Source organism: Parapedomonas caeni, assembly GCF_041060555.1.
In the GTDB taxonomy this organism is placed as follows: domain Bacteria; phylum Pseudomonadota; class Alphaproteobacteria; order Sphingomonadales; family Sphingomonadaceae; genus CAUJIW01.
In genome coordinates, this window is the sequence record NZ_JBEUDS010000040.1 from 1 (window position 1) to 14,934 (window position 14,934).

General features: G+C 61.0%; 12 protein-coding genes. 9 read left to right on the forward strand and 3 right to left on the reverse strand.

What is annotated here, in order from left to right:
- The 3 genes from ABU113_RS16470 to ABU113_RS16480 all read right to left on the reverse strand — a co-directional run.
- On the reverse strand, positions 1-263 hold a 263-nt coding region (locus ABU113_RS16470), incomplete at its 3' end, for a hypothetical protein (protein ID WP_454560532.1).
- A gap of 37 nt (positions 264-300) precedes the next feature.
- Positions 301-1,281 (reverse strand): hypothetical protein, encoded by a 981-nt coding sequence (locus ABU113_RS16475; protein WP_454560568.1) that lies wholly within the window; start codon positions 1,279-1,281, stop codon positions 301-303.
- Entirely contained in the window at positions 1,241-2,488 is a 1,248-nt protein-coding gene (locus ABU113_RS16480) for a hypothetical protein (protein ID WP_454560569.1), read from the reverse strand. The genes ABU113_RS16475 and ABU113_RS16480 overlap by 41 nt, the downstream gene beginning before the upstream one ends.
- A 351-nt stretch (positions 2,489-2,839) precedes the next feature.
- Here ABU113_RS16480 and ABU113_RS16485 point away from each other — a divergent pair, with 351 nt between their 5' ends.
- From ABU113_RS16485 to ABU113_RS16525, 9 genes are all read left to right on the forward strand, one after another.
- Complete coding sequence (locus tag ABU113_RS16485) at positions 2,840-3,292, forward strand: DUF2924 domain-containing protein (protein ID WP_027444209.1); 453 nt, start codon at positions 2,840-2,842, stop codon at positions 3,290-3,292.
- Positions 3,289-4,620 carry a recombinase family protein gene (locus ABU113_RS16490; protein ID WP_454560570.1) on the forward strand — a complete coding sequence of 444 codons (1,332 nt, stop codon included), beginning with the start codon at positions 3,289-3,291 and terminating at the stop codon, positions 4,618-4,620. Before ABU113_RS16485 ends, ABU113_RS16490 begins: the two co-directional genes overlap by 4 nt.
- Positions 4,617-5,024 carry a hypothetical protein gene (locus ABU113_RS16495; protein WP_454560571.1) on the forward strand — a complete coding sequence of 136 codons (408 nt, stop codon included), beginning with the start codon at positions 4,617-4,619 and terminating at the stop codon, positions 5,022-5,024. Before ABU113_RS16490 ends, ABU113_RS16495 begins: the two co-directional genes overlap by 4 nt.
- 82 nt (positions 5,025-5,106) lie before the next feature.
- Positions 5,107-5,355: a methylation-associated defense system helix-turn-helix domain-containing protein MAD1 gene (mads1, locus tag ABU113_RS16500; RefSeq protein ID WP_454560572.1), complete on the forward strand. Its 249-nt coding sequence runs from the start codon at positions 5,107-5,109 to the stop codon at positions 5,353-5,355.
- Positions 5,345-8,206: an SNF2-related protein gene (locus ABU113_RS16505; protein WP_454560573.1), complete on the forward strand. Its 2,862-nt coding sequence runs from the start codon at positions 5,345-5,347 to the stop codon at positions 8,204-8,206. Before mads1 ends, ABU113_RS16505 begins: the two co-directional genes overlap by 11 nt.
- 7 nt (positions 8,207-8,213) lie before the next feature.
- The gene (locus tag ABU113_RS16510) at positions 8,214-10,025 is read left to right on the forward strand and encodes an AIPR family protein (protein WP_454560574.1); all 1,812 of its coding nucleotides are present in this window, start codon (positions 8,214-8,216) and stop codon (positions 10,023-10,025) included.
- On the forward strand, positions 10,022-11,692 hold the full coding sequence (locus ABU113_RS16515; protein ID WP_454560575.1) for a site-specific DNA-methyltransferase: 1,671 nt from the start codon (positions 10,022-10,024) through the stop codon (positions 11,690-11,692). The genes ABU113_RS16510 and ABU113_RS16515 overlap by 4 nt, the downstream gene beginning before the upstream one ends.
- Complete coding sequence (locus ABU113_RS16520) at positions 11,689-14,379, forward strand: DEAD/DEAH box helicase family protein (protein ID WP_454560576.1); 2,691 nt, start codon at positions 11,689-11,691, stop codon at positions 14,377-14,379. The genes ABU113_RS16515 and ABU113_RS16520 overlap by 4 nt, the downstream gene beginning before the upstream one ends.
- Entirely contained in the window at positions 14,376-14,891 is a 516-nt protein-coding gene (locus tag ABU113_RS16525) for a winged helix-turn-helix domain-containing protein (RefSeq protein WP_454560577.1), read from the forward strand. Before ABU113_RS16520 ends, ABU113_RS16525 begins: the two co-directional genes overlap by 4 nt.
- The last annotated feature ends 43 nt before the right edge of the window (positions 14,892-14,934 follow it).

Consider the following 14,934-nt stretch of genomic DNA (forward strand, 5'->3'; position numbering starts at 1 on the left):
TCCATGATCTGGAGAGAGACCTCGCTGATTGCCTCGGGATCGGCATCGAGGACGGAAGCGATCATTTCCGGATCGAACCCGTACTTCCGCAGCTCTCCCTCCATGAAGTAGAGCTGGTCCATACCACCGATTACGGCGACCTCAATTTCGGCGGACGGGTCAGCACGGCGAAGCTTCACGTAGTGCTCGATGGACGGGGCCTTCTTGTATGCCAAGCTCTGCTCATTGTACCCGCCATCTTCCTTGCTGCCGTATCCGGCCATGGCTTTTGCCTCCAAAGACGGCTTCCCGCTCAGCGAGCTAGGAAAGCAATTCGATTTCCTCCGGAGGCAGAGCCAGCCGGTAGCCGTTCGAATTTCGCCGATTCTCGATCAATGCGCGTACGGACGTGGCATCGGTACTTCCGCGAGCCAGCGCATCCCGAAGCGCGCGCACGGGTTCGCGCACCTGCGACGAAATCCTATGGATGCTCGCTCCCCAGATGTGCGCTTCGATCGCACGATTCTCGACGATAGCGGGCGACTTCAACGCATGCTCCGCCAGAAAGACCAACAGTTGGAATTCCTGATCGGAAAGGGTTTTGAGCGTTCCGTCGAGAGATACGGTCTTTGCGGCGCGTTGAATCACCAATCGGGGCGCCAAGCTCGGTTGTGCTTCCAGTTTGGACTGATCGATGGCCAATCCAGGTGCAGCTCCATCGCAAGCAATGCAGTGCGATACATCGACAAGATGAAGCCCCGCGTCGACCAAGCGCGCCCGGTCATCTGCAGCCATCGCCGGCGCGATCACCGTGATGGGCGATGACCTGGCGAGCGAACGCATCAGGCCGATCAATCCCGGTTGAAGCGCTGCATCCTGCGACAGTGCGAGGAACAGCGCCCGCTGGTTCGATGTTTCCCCCAGATGCCAGACACCGGTCGCGACCGGCGCCGGCTCGCGTCCGAACCCGGACGCCATGGCGATTTCGCGGACCAGCGCGGGAGGATGAATGCGAAAGCTCCGCAGATCGTCATCCCCGAGAACGACGTCGCTGCGCCGGTCCGTCGGGCAAACCGCGATATGTCGTCCATTGGTCTGATGGATCGACCGCGCGTCGAGACCGCAATCGCAGTCAGGGCACACATCCCATTCCGCCGTCGGTGCCTGCTCGACCAGGACGCCCCGATCGAGCAGCCGCTCGAAATCGCGCCCGGCATGAGGCGCAGCCTGTCGGCCCCATAGTATTGCGGGATCGCCCGCCTCACTCAGCCGCAACAGCAGCCTGGGCAGCGTCTCGGTCATTGAGCAGTCCGTTGCGGCGAAGGAGCGTCATGATCCGGCCCTCGAACTGCTGACGCTTGAACATGGCGTGTGCCGGCGGCTTCAGTTTGACGGTCACCTTCTTCGCCGACTTGCCGCCGGTCGCGAAATGGACGCGGATGACGATGTGGTTAAGGCGCCAATCCGACCCGAGACGAGCGCCCCGCATCATCTCGCCCAACCTCGCCAGTGCATTGTCGCGTCCGTCGCGCGCAACATAGGAGTAGAAGGTTCGTGTCTCGCCGGTCTTCGGATCGGCGCCGACGCGGTCGACCTGGACCTCGGTGATCTGGACCCGCTGGATGCCCGGATCGAAATCATGGTTGAACGCGAAGCCGAAGCCCGCGCGTTGCACCGGGTCGAGCGTGTAGAGGTTCTGGGCGTCGTCGCCGGCGAAGAATTCGGGCTTGCCCAGGACCTTGTGGGCGAACAGTTCCGCGAGGTCGCCGCGACGCGCCTTGGCGATGCCGCCGATCTTCAACAGGCCCGTCGTTGAGTTGTAGGACAGCACCGCGTGTTCGGCGGCACGGAAGCTGATCACGCGCTTCTGGTCCTTTTGCAGGACATCGGTCGTGGTGATCGGCGAGCCATGCTCGATCACCAGAACGAGCTCGTCGGCATCGTCATACCAGCCGGCGCGGCAATAGTTGCTGCGGAGATCCTGTTCGAACATCGCGGCGGCGGCGGTTTCGAACTCGGCCTTTGCGCGATCATCCATGATCGCCTCGACGCCTTCGTCGCGGCCAACGAACTCGGCGAGCGACGTGCGCGCCATGAGCGCCATCATGTCCGACGCGGCGTCAAAGACGTCGGGATGGTCGAGGAAGACGCGCAGGGCGACGTGCTTGGGATCCTGGTGAACCTCCGGCTCGTCACCCTTCACTTCGGGTGTCACGCGTATCCCGAGCCGCGCGGCCTGCTGAAGGATGATGTCGAGGCCTGCCGCGTTGCCGATCTCCGCGATCCGGTGCAGGTCGGCGACGAGTCCTTCCGGATAGTTCTCTTCCGGCCCCGCGAAGAAATCCTGGACGGTGCTGCGTGCCTCGTCCTGCGCTGACTCATCCCTGAAGACCCCCAGGTCCAGCCCGTTCAGGGCATCGCTGTGGCGCTCTAACAAGCGGCCCAGCAGGCCGAGGTCGACGGTTCGGGTAAACTTGGGATTGACGAATTTCTTCAGGTTCTTAGCCATCTCAGCCGCCCATAATTGCCTCGCATTTGTTCATCTTACGTTCTTATCGCAAATGCCTGCCGGAGTCGATTCAAAAGCCATCGCCTTGGGACGGATCGTCCGCACCGTGAGTAGAGGTCAAGGGAATCCAATCCCTTAGGTGATCTCTGCGATGGACATGCCGAACCCGATCCACCCCGGGCATATGACGCCGGACGAGCGAATCGGGGAGGTCTGCAGGATTCTTGCGCGCGGGCTGGTTCGGCTCAAGGCACGCCAGTCAAGGCAAGTATCTGGCGACCGCGGAGAAAGTTGCCTTCACTTCCCGCCCGACCGGAGCGGTCATGGAACTCCAATTTGCAAAGGAGACGCATGACCATGACAGAAAACATCCTGTCCCGGCTGGCCGCGCTGAAGACCACGCCGACGCCCGACCTCAAGAAGCAGTGGCGCGAACTCTTCGACACGGAGGCGCCGCCTTACAATCGGCGCTTCCTCGAAAGCCGGCTCGCCTATCGGATCCAGGAATTGGCTTATGGCGGTTTGAAACCGGCGACCGTCGAACGCCTCGAGGCCTTGGGCGAGCAACTCGACGGCGGCAACATCGTGCTGCGCCGGATCCGCGCCGACGACAAGCCGATCGCCGGCACGCGGCTGATCCGCGAATGGCAGGGCGTCGAGCACACCGTCACGGTGCTGAACGACGGTTATGAATGGCAGGGGCGCCCTTACCGCTCGCTCTCCGCCATCGCGCGCGCCATCACCGGGACGCGCTGGAACGGCTGGGTCTTCTTCGGCCTAAAGAACCGGCGAGGCCAAGCATGACGAAATCGCCCGCATCCGCCAAACCCATCCGGAAGCTGCGCTGCGCGGTCTATACGCGCAAGTCGACGGAAGAAGGGCTGGAGATGGAATTCAACAGCCTCGACGCCCAGCGCGAGGCCTGTGAGGCCTATATCGCCAGCCAGAAGTCGGAAGGCTGGGTGGAGCTTGCCGACCGCTACGATGACGGCGGCTTCTCGGGCGGGACGCTTGACCGGCCTGCACTGAAGCGCCTGCTCGCCGACATTGAGGACGGCCGGATCGACGTGGTCGTCGTCTATAAGATCGATCGGCTCAGCCGCTCGCTGATGGATTTCGCCAAGCTGGTCGAGGTGTTCGATCGCGGCGGCGTCACCTTCGTCAGCGTGACCCAGTCGTTCAACACCACGACGTCCATGGGGCGGCTGACGCTCAACATCCTGCTCAGCTTCGCCCAGTTCGAGCGCGAGGTGATCGGCGAGCGCATCCGCGACAAGATCGCTGCCTCCCGCAAGCGCGGCATGTGGATGGGCGGCTTCGTGCCGCTCGGTTACGAGGTCCGGGACCGCAAGCTGGTGATCAATGATGCCGAGGCCGCGACGGTCCGGATGATCTTCGAGCGCTTCGTCGAGGTGGGTTCGGCGACCGCGTTGGCCCGGGCGCTCGCGGCCGAAGGCGTGCGGACGCGGCGCGGACGTCTCGTGGACAAGGGCTTCCTCTACAAACTGCTCAACAACCGGGTCTATATTGGTGACGCCGTGCACAAGGGGACGGCCTATCCCGGCGAGCACGAAGCCATCATCACGCGCCCCTTGTGGGACAAGGTGCACGGAATCCTGCGGGAGAGCCCAAGGGTGCGCGCGGGCCGGACACGGGCCGCGACCCCGGCTCTTCTGAAGGGCCTCATCTTCGGGCCGACCGGTTGCGCCATGACGCCGACGCACACGCGGCGCGGCGACAAGCTCTACCGCTACTACGTCAGCCAGTCGGTTCTGAAGCGCGGCGCCGATGCCTGCCCGGTCGGGCGCGTGCCCGCCGCCGAGATCGAGGGCGCGGTGGTCGACCAGCTGCGCGGCCTTCTTCGCGCCCCGGAGGTGGTCGTCGGAACATGGCGGTCGGCGCGACCCGAGATCAATGGCTTGTCCGAGGCTGAGGTCAGGGAAGCCCTGGAAGGGCTGGACCCGCTGTGGGACGAGCTGTTCCCGGCCGAGCAGGCGCGCGTCGTCCAGCTGCTCGTCGAGCGCGTCGATGTCGGACAGGGAGGCGTCGATATCCGCCTCCGCGTCGATGGGCTGGCTCGTCTGGTTCATGAGCTTGGAGGCATGGCCGACGATCCGCGGAGGGCAGCATGAGAGCCGGTGACGCCACCACCGATGACGGGCGGACGCTGACGGTCCGTGTTCCCCTGACCGTCCGGAAGCGCGGCGGGCGCAAGCAGGTGGTGATGCCCGAGGGGGCGGGTTGGGGCCAGCCCCGCCCGCGCGTCGACAACACCATGGTCAAGGCGATCGCCCGGGCCCACCGCTGGAAGCGCCTCATGGAGAGCGGCCGATTCGCCTCGGTGACCGAACTGGCCGAGGCCGAAAAGATCAACCAGTCCTATCTGTGCCGGGTCCTGCGCCTGACCCTGCTGGCCCCGGACATCGTGGAGATGATTCTCGACGGAAGGCAGCCGGCCGCCTTGCAGATGGACACCCTGCTGAAGCCCTTTCCCAGCGAGTGGATGGCACAGCGGCAGCACGTCCTCGACCGATAATTGCCTCCTCGAAGCCACTTTCTCTGGCGCATCTCGGCAATGTCTGGCATCCTTTGCCATCGATTCCATAAGGGGCCGGTCCATGCCGGACGAGATTCTGACGCTGCCGGAGGTGGCCCAATTGCTCAAGGTCGCCGAGAAGACCGTCTACACGATGGCTCAGCGCGGGGAGATCCCGGCGTTCAAGGTGCGTGGGCAATGGCGATTCAAGCGCCTGGACCTCGACCAATGGATTGAGCATCAGAAGGCCTCTCATCACGACGGTCCGATACCCTCGCCATCTGACTCGGGCGACGCCTCCAAGAAGCGACGGAGGCCTGATGATCACTGATTATCACGCGAAATATTTCGCGCACGAACTGACCAAAAGATGCGCTCCGGACAGCGTCGAGAAACTCGCAGGGGCCGTTGCGGGTGCTCAGGTCGACCTCAACCCGCATCAAGTAGATGCAGCCCTCTTCGCGTTCTCATCTCCCCTCTCCAAAGGTGCGCTGCTCGCTGATGAGGTAGGGCTCGGCAAGACGATCGAGGCTGGCCTCGTCATCTCTCAGCGATGGGCGGAGCGGAAGCGCCGGATCCTGATCATCACGCCTTCCAATCTGCGCAAGCAATGGCATCAGGAACTCAGCGAGAAGTTCTTCCTGCCGTGCCTGATCCTCGAGTCTCGCTCGTATAATGAGGCCATCAAAGCCGGATCATTCCGCCCTTTCGAGGCGACCGACGCAATTGTCATCTGCTCCTACCAGTTCGCTCGAAACAAGGCTGCGGATGTCCACGCGGTGCCGTGGGACCTCGTAGTGATCGACGAAGCCCACAGGCTGAGAAACGTCTACAAGCCGTCGAATGTAATCGCGAACACGCTCAAGCGGGCGCTAGAGCACAAGCAGAAACTCCTCTTGACGGCGACTCCCCTTCAAAACTCGCTGCTTGAACTTTATGGCCTAGTTAGTTTCATTGATGAACATTCGTTTGGGGATCTGAAGAGCTTCCGGGAGCAGTTCGCCAATCTCAGTCAAGAGCGGACGTTCCACGTCCTTCGTGAACGGCTGAAACCGATTTGCCATCGCACATTGCGCCGGCAGGTGACCGCCTACATCCCCTACACGCGCCGTTTGCCGATCGTTGAGGAATTTACCCCTGCCGAAGGTGAGGATCGGCTGTATCAGCTGGTCTCGGATTACCTTAGACGCGACAATCTTCAGGCTTTGCCGTCGGGTCAGCGGTCCTTGATGACGTTGGTCCTGCGCAAATTGCTCGCGTCTTCGACGTTCGCCATCGCGGGTGCTTTGTCGTCGATTTCTGCACGACTGCAGGCGAAGTTGCGCAAGCATGAGGCCGCGACTTCTCTCGAAGATGATCTCGGTGAGGATTACGAAGCGCTCGACGCCACGGCGGAGGAATGGGCCGCAGAGGAAGCGCTCGAACCCCTCACAGAGGCAGACCGCAAGGCGATAGAAGCGGAGATTGCCGACCTCGAGGAGTTTGCCAGGCTCGCTACCTCGATCGAGCACAACGCGAAGGGCCAGGCGCTGTTGAAGGCGCTGCATGTCGCTTTCGCAAAGGCGGAAGAACTCGGAGGCGCGCAGAAGGCCATCATCTTTACGGAGTCGCGTAGGACCCAAGCCTATTTGCTGCGGGTCCTCGCCGACAGCCCTTATGCCGACGGTATAGTGCTCTTCAACGGCACGAACACGGATCAGCGCTCCAGAGAGATATACGCGCGCTGGATCGAGAGGCATAAGGGTTCCGACCGGGTCACCGGATCGCGAACGGCCGACATGCGGTCCGCCCTCGTGGATTATTTCCGCGAGGAGGGTCGGATCATGATCGCGACCGAAGCCGGCGCCGAGGGCATCAACCTGCAGTTCTGCTCGCTGGTCGTGAACTATGACCTGCCATGGAATCCGCAACGGGTGGAGCAGCGAATTGGTCGCTGTCACCGCTATGGTCAGAAGCACGACGTCGTGGTGGTGAATTTCATCAACCGCCGAAACGAGGCCGATCAGCGCGTTTATCAGCTCTTGTCGGAGAAGTTCAGATTGTTCGAAGGCGTGTTCGGTGCAAGCGATGAGGTTCTGGGCGCCATTGAGTCAGGCGTCGACTTTGAAAAGCGTATTGCCGCCATCTATCAGCAGTGCCGCCAGACTGATGAGATCCGGACCGCCTTCGATCAGCTGCAGCTGGAACTCAGCCTCGAAATCAATGAGGCGATGAGCCAGACGAGGCAGAAGCTCCTGGAGAACTTCGACGACGAGGTTCGCGAGAAGCTGAAGGTGCGTGACGAGGATGCGAAGGTCTACCTGGACCGCTTCGAGCAGTTGCTGATGCGTGTGACCAGCCACGAGCTTGACGGCGTGGCAGACTTCCACAACACGTCCTCGTTCACGCTCGCCGAGCGGCCGCCATGGGCGAATGGCAAGGAAATCCCACTCGGCCTTTATGAACTGCCGCGCCGTTCCGGCGAGGCGCACCTCTACCGGGTCAATCATCCGCTTGGTTCAGCCGTGGTGGCGCGGGCGCAGAGCCGCGACTTGCAGCCTGCCGAGATTACGTTCGATTACTCTAATCATGCCGGCAAGATCAGCATCCTGGAGCCGTACAGTGGGCAGGCTGGATGGCTCACGGCCTCCGTGCTGACGATCGAAGCGCTCGATCAAGCCGAGGATCACATTCTTTTGGCTGCCGAGACCGACGGAGGAGAAAGGCTCACCGCAGAAGCATGCGAGCGCCTCCTCACTCTCAATGGTCACAGTAGGGTGCCGATCGACATTCCGGCGGAGCCGGTCACGCGGCTGGACGCCACGATCCGCGAGCAGCAGCGCCTGATCCAGCGTGCCGTCTCGGAGCGGAATGCGCGCTTCTTCGAGTTAGAAGCGGACAAGCTTGACGGCTGGGCAGACGATCTCAAGGTGGGTTTGGAGCGAGAGATCAAGGAGATCGATCGGCAGATCAAGGAAGCGCGACGGGCCGCGACCGCAGCCCTGACTCTGGAAGAAAAGCTGGCCGGACAGAAGCAGATCAAGACACTCGAGGCGCTTCGCAATCAGAAGCGCCGGTCGCTGTTTGACGCGCAGGACGAGATCGACAAGCAGCGGTCCGAACTCATCGCCCAGATCGAGGGGAAATTGGAGCAGAAGGTCGACCTCGCTCCGCTTTTCACGATTCGCTGGCAGCTGCACTGACGGAGAGATGCAGACCATGGCTCCGCTCAGTGCAGACTATATGGCTCTTCTGGAAACTGCCCTCACACGGGATTTCGTGCCGCATCTCCCGCCTTTGCAGGATCAGACCAAGCCGGCCGATCAGCAGGCCAAGAAGAATTTGTCGCGCGCCTTCAGTGCGTTCGCGCTTCACAAGCTGTGCGAAATTCCGCCGCCGGATGCAGCCGCGGCTGTCGTCGATGATTTCGACGATTTCGGCATCGATGCGATCTACTACCAGGGCAGTTCGGAAACGCTTTTCATTGTCCAAGGCAAACTGAAGGCCTCGGAAACCTTCAGCCAGGACGAGGCCAATGCGTTCTGCCAAGGCGCGAGACGACTGATCAAGCAGGATTTCAATGGCTTCAATGGGCACGTCACAAAGAGGCAGGCGGAGATCGAGGGGGCGCTGGAGGCCTGTTCGCATATTCAACTGGTCATCGCCCACACCGGCGCTGGGATCAGCAACCACGCCGAAACTGCACTCAACGACCTGCTGTACGACGAAGATCACGGCGAGGAACGTCTAAAAAAGGTGGCCGTCGACTATGGCTCGGACCGGGTTGCGGCGGATCTGCAGGCGGGTCAGGCCTATCCGCGGGTTGACGCCAATCTGACGTTGCACGATTGGGCGTCCTCCATGGCGCCTCGCAAGACCTACTTCGGCCTGGTGAAGGTCGCCGATCTGGTCGGGCTGCACGAGACGCATGGCAAGGCGCTCTACGCCAAGAACATACGCGTCTTCCTTGGTCAGACGACGGAGGTGAATCGCTCAATTCGGGAAACGCTCGCGACCAATCCCGGCGACTTCATGTACCTGAACAACGGTGTAACCGCCCTGTGCGAGCAGATCGACCCGAAGAATGGCACCCGGGACAAGAAGAAGTTCAAGGTAACCGGTCTCTCCGTGATCAACGGAGCACAAACCATTGCGTCATCGGCTCGCTATGCGGCGGAAAACAAGACAGTCGACATCTCAGCTGCCTCCGTCCTGGTAACGCTGATCAAGTCTGATTCCGACGAGGCGTTCGGCAAAGCCGTCACCCGGGCGCGCAATCACCAGAATCCCGTTCTCCTCGCCAACTTCGCGGCCCTGGACGATCAACAGGAACGGCTGCGGCGTGAACTCGCCTATCTCGATATCCACTACGCCTACAAGGCGGAGGGGCCAGACAATGTGCAGGACCCTAAGCGCATCCGCATCGACGAGGCGGCGCAGGCACTGGCGCTTCTCCAGCCGGACCCTCGATATGTCGTTTGGCTGAAGAAGGAGCCTGCCCAGCTTCTCGATACCGAGTCCGCCGCATACCAGAACCTCTTCAACGCGAAGCTCACGGGTATCGAACTGGCGAACGCAGTGCGGGCGCTGCGCTACATCCAATCCAGGATGCTCGCGGAGGCCAAAGCGGCCAACGGTCCGGAACGGCTCACCTACAAGCATGGGGGATATGGCCTCGGGTTCGTCCTGGTGAAGCGCATCAGACAGGCGATTGCCGGGGCCGCGCTCATCGATGAGGCGAAGCTGAAGATCGAGCTGGGCGCGGCATTCGATCTTGCTCGTCAGACGCTATGGGGCGCAGTCCAGCCGAAGACCGCGCTCAAGGGTCCTCTGGCAATCTTCCGCAATCAAACGGACGCCATTCCCCTGCTTCGCGACGTCATGATCGATCACTACGGCTTGGGCGCGGATGCTGCGATCGCCCCCCTTAAGGCCAAGGTGGTCTTGACAGATCCATACCCTCAAAAAGCCCTTTTCGACTTTCTGTCGGCGAAGGCGCCGCAGATCGGGAATATCACATGAGCAAGAAACAAAAACTCGAACTGACATGGGTGGGCAAGGCGAACCGGCCGCGGCTGGAGCCGCGCATCCTGCTCGAAGATCCCGAGAAATCCTACCATGCCGCGCAACGCGTCGGTGAGAATGACATCTTCGACAACCGGCTGATCTATGGCGACAACCTGCTTGCGCTGAAGGCGCTAGAGCAGGAGTTCGCCGGCCGGGTGAAGTGCGTCTTCATTGACCCCCCCTACAACACGGGAAGTGCGTTTGAGCAATACGAAGATGGTCTAGAGCACTCGATTTGGCTCGGACTAATGCGCGATCGAATCGAGATTATACGTCGCCTGCTATCGGATGACGGGTCTCTTTGGATCACAATCGATGACAATGAGGCGCACTATTTAAAAGTGGTGTGTGATGAGATATTTGGAAGAAGTTGTTTCGTTGCCGATGTGATTTGGAAATCGTCGGATAACAGCAACAACGATGCCAAACGTTTTTCTTTGGACCACAACCACATATTGGTCTACTCGAGATCTCCCGACTGGCTGACGGTCAAGACGCGGGGGAATGATGAAAAGTATAAGCATTTCAAGAACCCCGACAACGATCCACGCGGTCCATGGTTCGACGGAAATCCGCTAGGCTCACCGGCGTACCGAGAAAACCTTGTTTTCGATGTTGTTTCTCCGCAGGGTCACAGGATCAAACCACCTGCAAATGGGTGGCGATGGTCCAAGGAGACTCTCCAGGAGAAAATTGCCTCAGGCGAAATTAGGTTCACCCCGGATGGAAAGGGTATCCGCCGCCGCACTTATTTGAGAGAGCAGGCGGGTTTACCCCCCTCGACGTTGTGGACTGATTTGGAAGAAACGGGTCACAACCGCCAAGCGAAATTCGAACAGAAGAGGCTGTTTCCCGAATGGGGGAAGTCTGAATGGTTTGCCACACCCAAGCCCGAAAAACTTCTCAAGCGCATTCTCGATGTTTCCACGTTGCCGGGCGATCTCGTTCTCGATTCTTTCGCCGGGTCCGGAACAACGGGCGCCGTTGCCCACAAGATGGGTCGCCGCTGGATCATGGTGGAGCTGGGCGAGCACTGCCATACCCACATCATCCCGCGACTGAAGAAGGTTATCGATGGCGAGGACAAGGGCGGCATCACCGAGGCCGTCGGGTGGGGGGGCGGCGGCGGCTTCCGTTACTTCAAGCTGGCGCCATCGCTGCTTGAAACCGACAAATGGGGCCGCGAGGTCATCAGCAAGGCCTACAACGCTGAAATGCTGGCCGAAGCGCTGTGCAAGCTGGAGGGGTTTACTTATGCGCCCAGCGACGCCGTATACTGGCAACAGGGGCATTCGACCGAGCGTGACTTCATCTATGTCACGACGCAGACCCTCGGCCCCGAACAGCTCCAGCAGTTGAGCGAGGAGGTCGGGCCGGATCAGACGCTCCTCGTCCTGTGCTCGGCTTTCCGCGGCAACGTCGATCGCTGGCCTAACCTGACCGTGAAGAAGATTCCCAACCACATTCGCGCGCGCTGCGAGTGGGGCCATGACGATTACAGCCTGAACGTCGAGAACCTGCCGAAGGCGTCACCGAAGGTCGCGGTCGAAGAAACAGCACGGAGCAACGCGAAGTCGCAGCAGCCCGACCTGTTCGGCGCGAACAAGGGGGGCAGCAAATGAACCGTCATGTCAATTCGATCGCCGGCCGCCTTAGCCTGCGTCCCCCGCAGCGGCAGTCTCTTGAAATCCTGGACCGGATCACGGAGATCGTTCCACCTCGAAAAGGCGCCGATCTGGATGCGGCCCTTGCGGCCATCCAAAGCGAGTTTCCCGGCGTCACGGACTTCGAGCGAGATTTCCCCAGCCTGTGCTTCGCGCTGGCGACGGGCGTCGGCAAGACGCGGCTCATGGGCGCCTTCATCGGCTATCTCCACTTGGCGCACGGACTGAACAATTTTTTTGTCCTCGCGCCGAACCTGACAATCTACAAAAAGCTGATCACCGACTTCACGCCCAACACCCCGAAATACGTGCTGAAGGGCATCTCGGAGTTCGCCGTTGCTCCACCCGTCATCACCACGGGCGAAAACTACGAGCGGCAGATCGCGAGCGGCGGCCAACTGTTCCCGACCACGATCAACATCTTCAACATCTCGAAGATCAACTCCGAGGTTCGGGGCGGGCGCAGTCCGCGCATCCGCAGCTTTCGGGAGGAGATCGGGGAGAGCTACTTCGACTACCTCTCCGGGCTCGATGACCTCGTGCTGATCATGGACGAGTCGCATCGCTACCGCGCATCCGCCGGCATTCGCGCGATCAACGAGCTGAAACCCGTTCTCGGATTGGAGCTCACGGCCACACCTTTTGTCGAGACAAACCGCGGACCCAGCCCGTTCAAGAACGTCATCTTCGACTATCCGCTCGGCCGCGCCATGGCGGATGGCTTCGTGAAGGAGCCGGCCGTCGTCACGCGGAAGAACTTCAACCCGGCTGGCATGTCGATAGAGCAGATCGAGCGCCTGAAGCTCGAAGATGGCGTGCGGCTCCATGAGAGCGTGAAGGTCGAGCTGGAGACCTATGCGCGCGAAACGATGAACCCGATCGTCAAGCCGTTCCTGCTGGTCATCGCGCGGGACACGACGCATGCCAGCCAGCTGATGCAGCTGATTCAGTCGGAGGGCTTCTTCGAAGGGCGCTACGCGGAAAGGGTGATCCAGGTCGATTCCAGCAAGACCGGTGCCGAGGAGGACGAAATGGTCGAGCGGTTGCTCCGTGTCGAGCACACCGATGAACCGACTGAGATTGTCATCCACGTCAACATGCTGAAGGAAGGCTGGGACGTCACCAACCTCTATACGATCGTGCCGCTCCGCGCGGCGAATGCACGCACGCTGATCGAGCAGTCCATCGGTCGTGGTCTTCGGCTTCCCTATGGCAAGCGGACCGGCGTTACGGCCGTCGACCGACTCAACATTGTCGCGCACGACCGCTTCCAGGAAATCGTGGAAGAGGCTAACAATCCCAACTCCACGATCCGCCTGCAGCAGGTGATACTCAATCCCGACCAGCTTCAGCAGAAGACGATCACGATCGTCTCGCAGCCGCAGCTGGCCGCGAAACTGGGACTTCAGCCCGAGCATCCGACGGCGACCACTTATGAGTCGGAGCCCAATAGGGCATCGCCGGTGTTCGGTCCCGAGGAGCAGAGGATTGCCCAGATCACCTACGACGTGATCCGCAGATTCGAAAGCCAGCCCGATAAGCTGCCGAGCGTCTCCTATCTTCAGCAGCCCGATGTCCAGGCCGCGGTGCTGAGGGAGGTGACGACGCAGTATCGCCCGGCCCAGATGGAACTGACCGGCATCACGGAACAGCCCGACCTGGCGGCGGTCGTGGCGCGCACTACCGAGATCGTCGTTCAGCAAACGATCGACATCCCGCGCATTCTGGTGGTGCCGAAGGGCGAGGTGAAATCAGGCTTCAAGCCCTTCACGCTCGATCTGTCCTCGATCAAGTATCCGGCGCCAGATGACGAGCTATGGATCAGACATTTGCGGACGGAGCAGGTCGACGTGATCGGGCTCGGTCGAGGCAGCATCGACGAGCAGAGGCTTGAGGATTACGTCGTCAGCGGTCTTATCGACTTCGACGACGTGGCCTATGACGAGCATGCCGATCTTCTTTACGATCTCGCGGAGCAGGTCGTCTCTCATCTGTGCTCCTACCTCTCGGCCGATGATGCACGCAAGGTCCTGCGTCTTCATCAGCGCGAGATCGCACGTTTCGTCCATGCCCAGATGCAGAAGCACTTCTGGCAGGACACAGATGTCGACTATGAGGTCGTCATCACGCGCGGCTTCACCGCGTTGAGGCCCAGCGCCTACACGGCCGCGGCGGGCGAGCAGCCGCTGGACTTCCGCACCTCTCCCGCCGACAAGAGCAACATGTCGAAGTACCTCTTCGGCGGGTTCAGCCGGTGCCTTTACCCGGTTCAGAAATTTCAGTCCGATTCCGAACGCAAACTCGCGGTGATCCTCGAACGCGAGGCGCTGAAGTGGTTCAAGCCGGCCAAGGGGCAGTTCCAGATCTATTACAAGTGGGGAGCGGATAATCCCGAGTACCAGCCGGATTTCGTCGCCGAAACGGGAGATCGGATCTTCATGCTGGAGCCCAAGGCGTCGAACCAGATGACCGACGGCGAAGTGCTGGCCAAGAAGGAAGTCGCTGTCCGATGGTGCCAGCAGGCCAGCGCGCACGCGCGCAATTTTGGCGGCAAGCCGTGGACCTACGTGCTGATCCCGCACGACGCCATAGCCGAGAACATGACGCTTGAGGGGTTGGCCAAACAGTATGGGGATGGGAAATGAGCATCCCCGACTATCAATCCCTCATGCTCCCGGTCCTGGAGGTAGCCGCCAAGGCCGAAACCTCCGTGCCACTGGCCGAAGCTGAGATTGCGACGAAATTCAGTCTCTCGGATGAAGAGCGCGAGCAGATGCTGCCGAGCGGCAAACAGCGCGTTCTCCACAACCGCATCCATTGGGCAAAATTCTATCTGACGAAGGCTGGACTGCTCGAAAGCCCTAGGCGCGGACGCTTTGCAATAACTCCGGCTGGGCAGCAGGTGCTGGCCAATCCGCCCGCGAGCCTCGATACCAAGTATCTGCTTGCGATCCCGGCGTTTCGCGACTTCTACCGGGGTGGGGACGATTCCGAGGCGGTCACCGCGGCTGCTGAAGTAGAGCCTCCGTCCGCGACGCCTGAGGAGGTGGTCGAAGCCGCATACAAAGCTGTCGGTCGCGTCCGTCAAGGTGGTGTAATTTCGGCTGTGGCCGTGGGCCATCGTCAGGCGGCTTTGGCGGTGATGTGTAGGGGCTGATTTTCCTCCTCGATCATGGGTTGGTTGAGTTCGGCCATGCCTT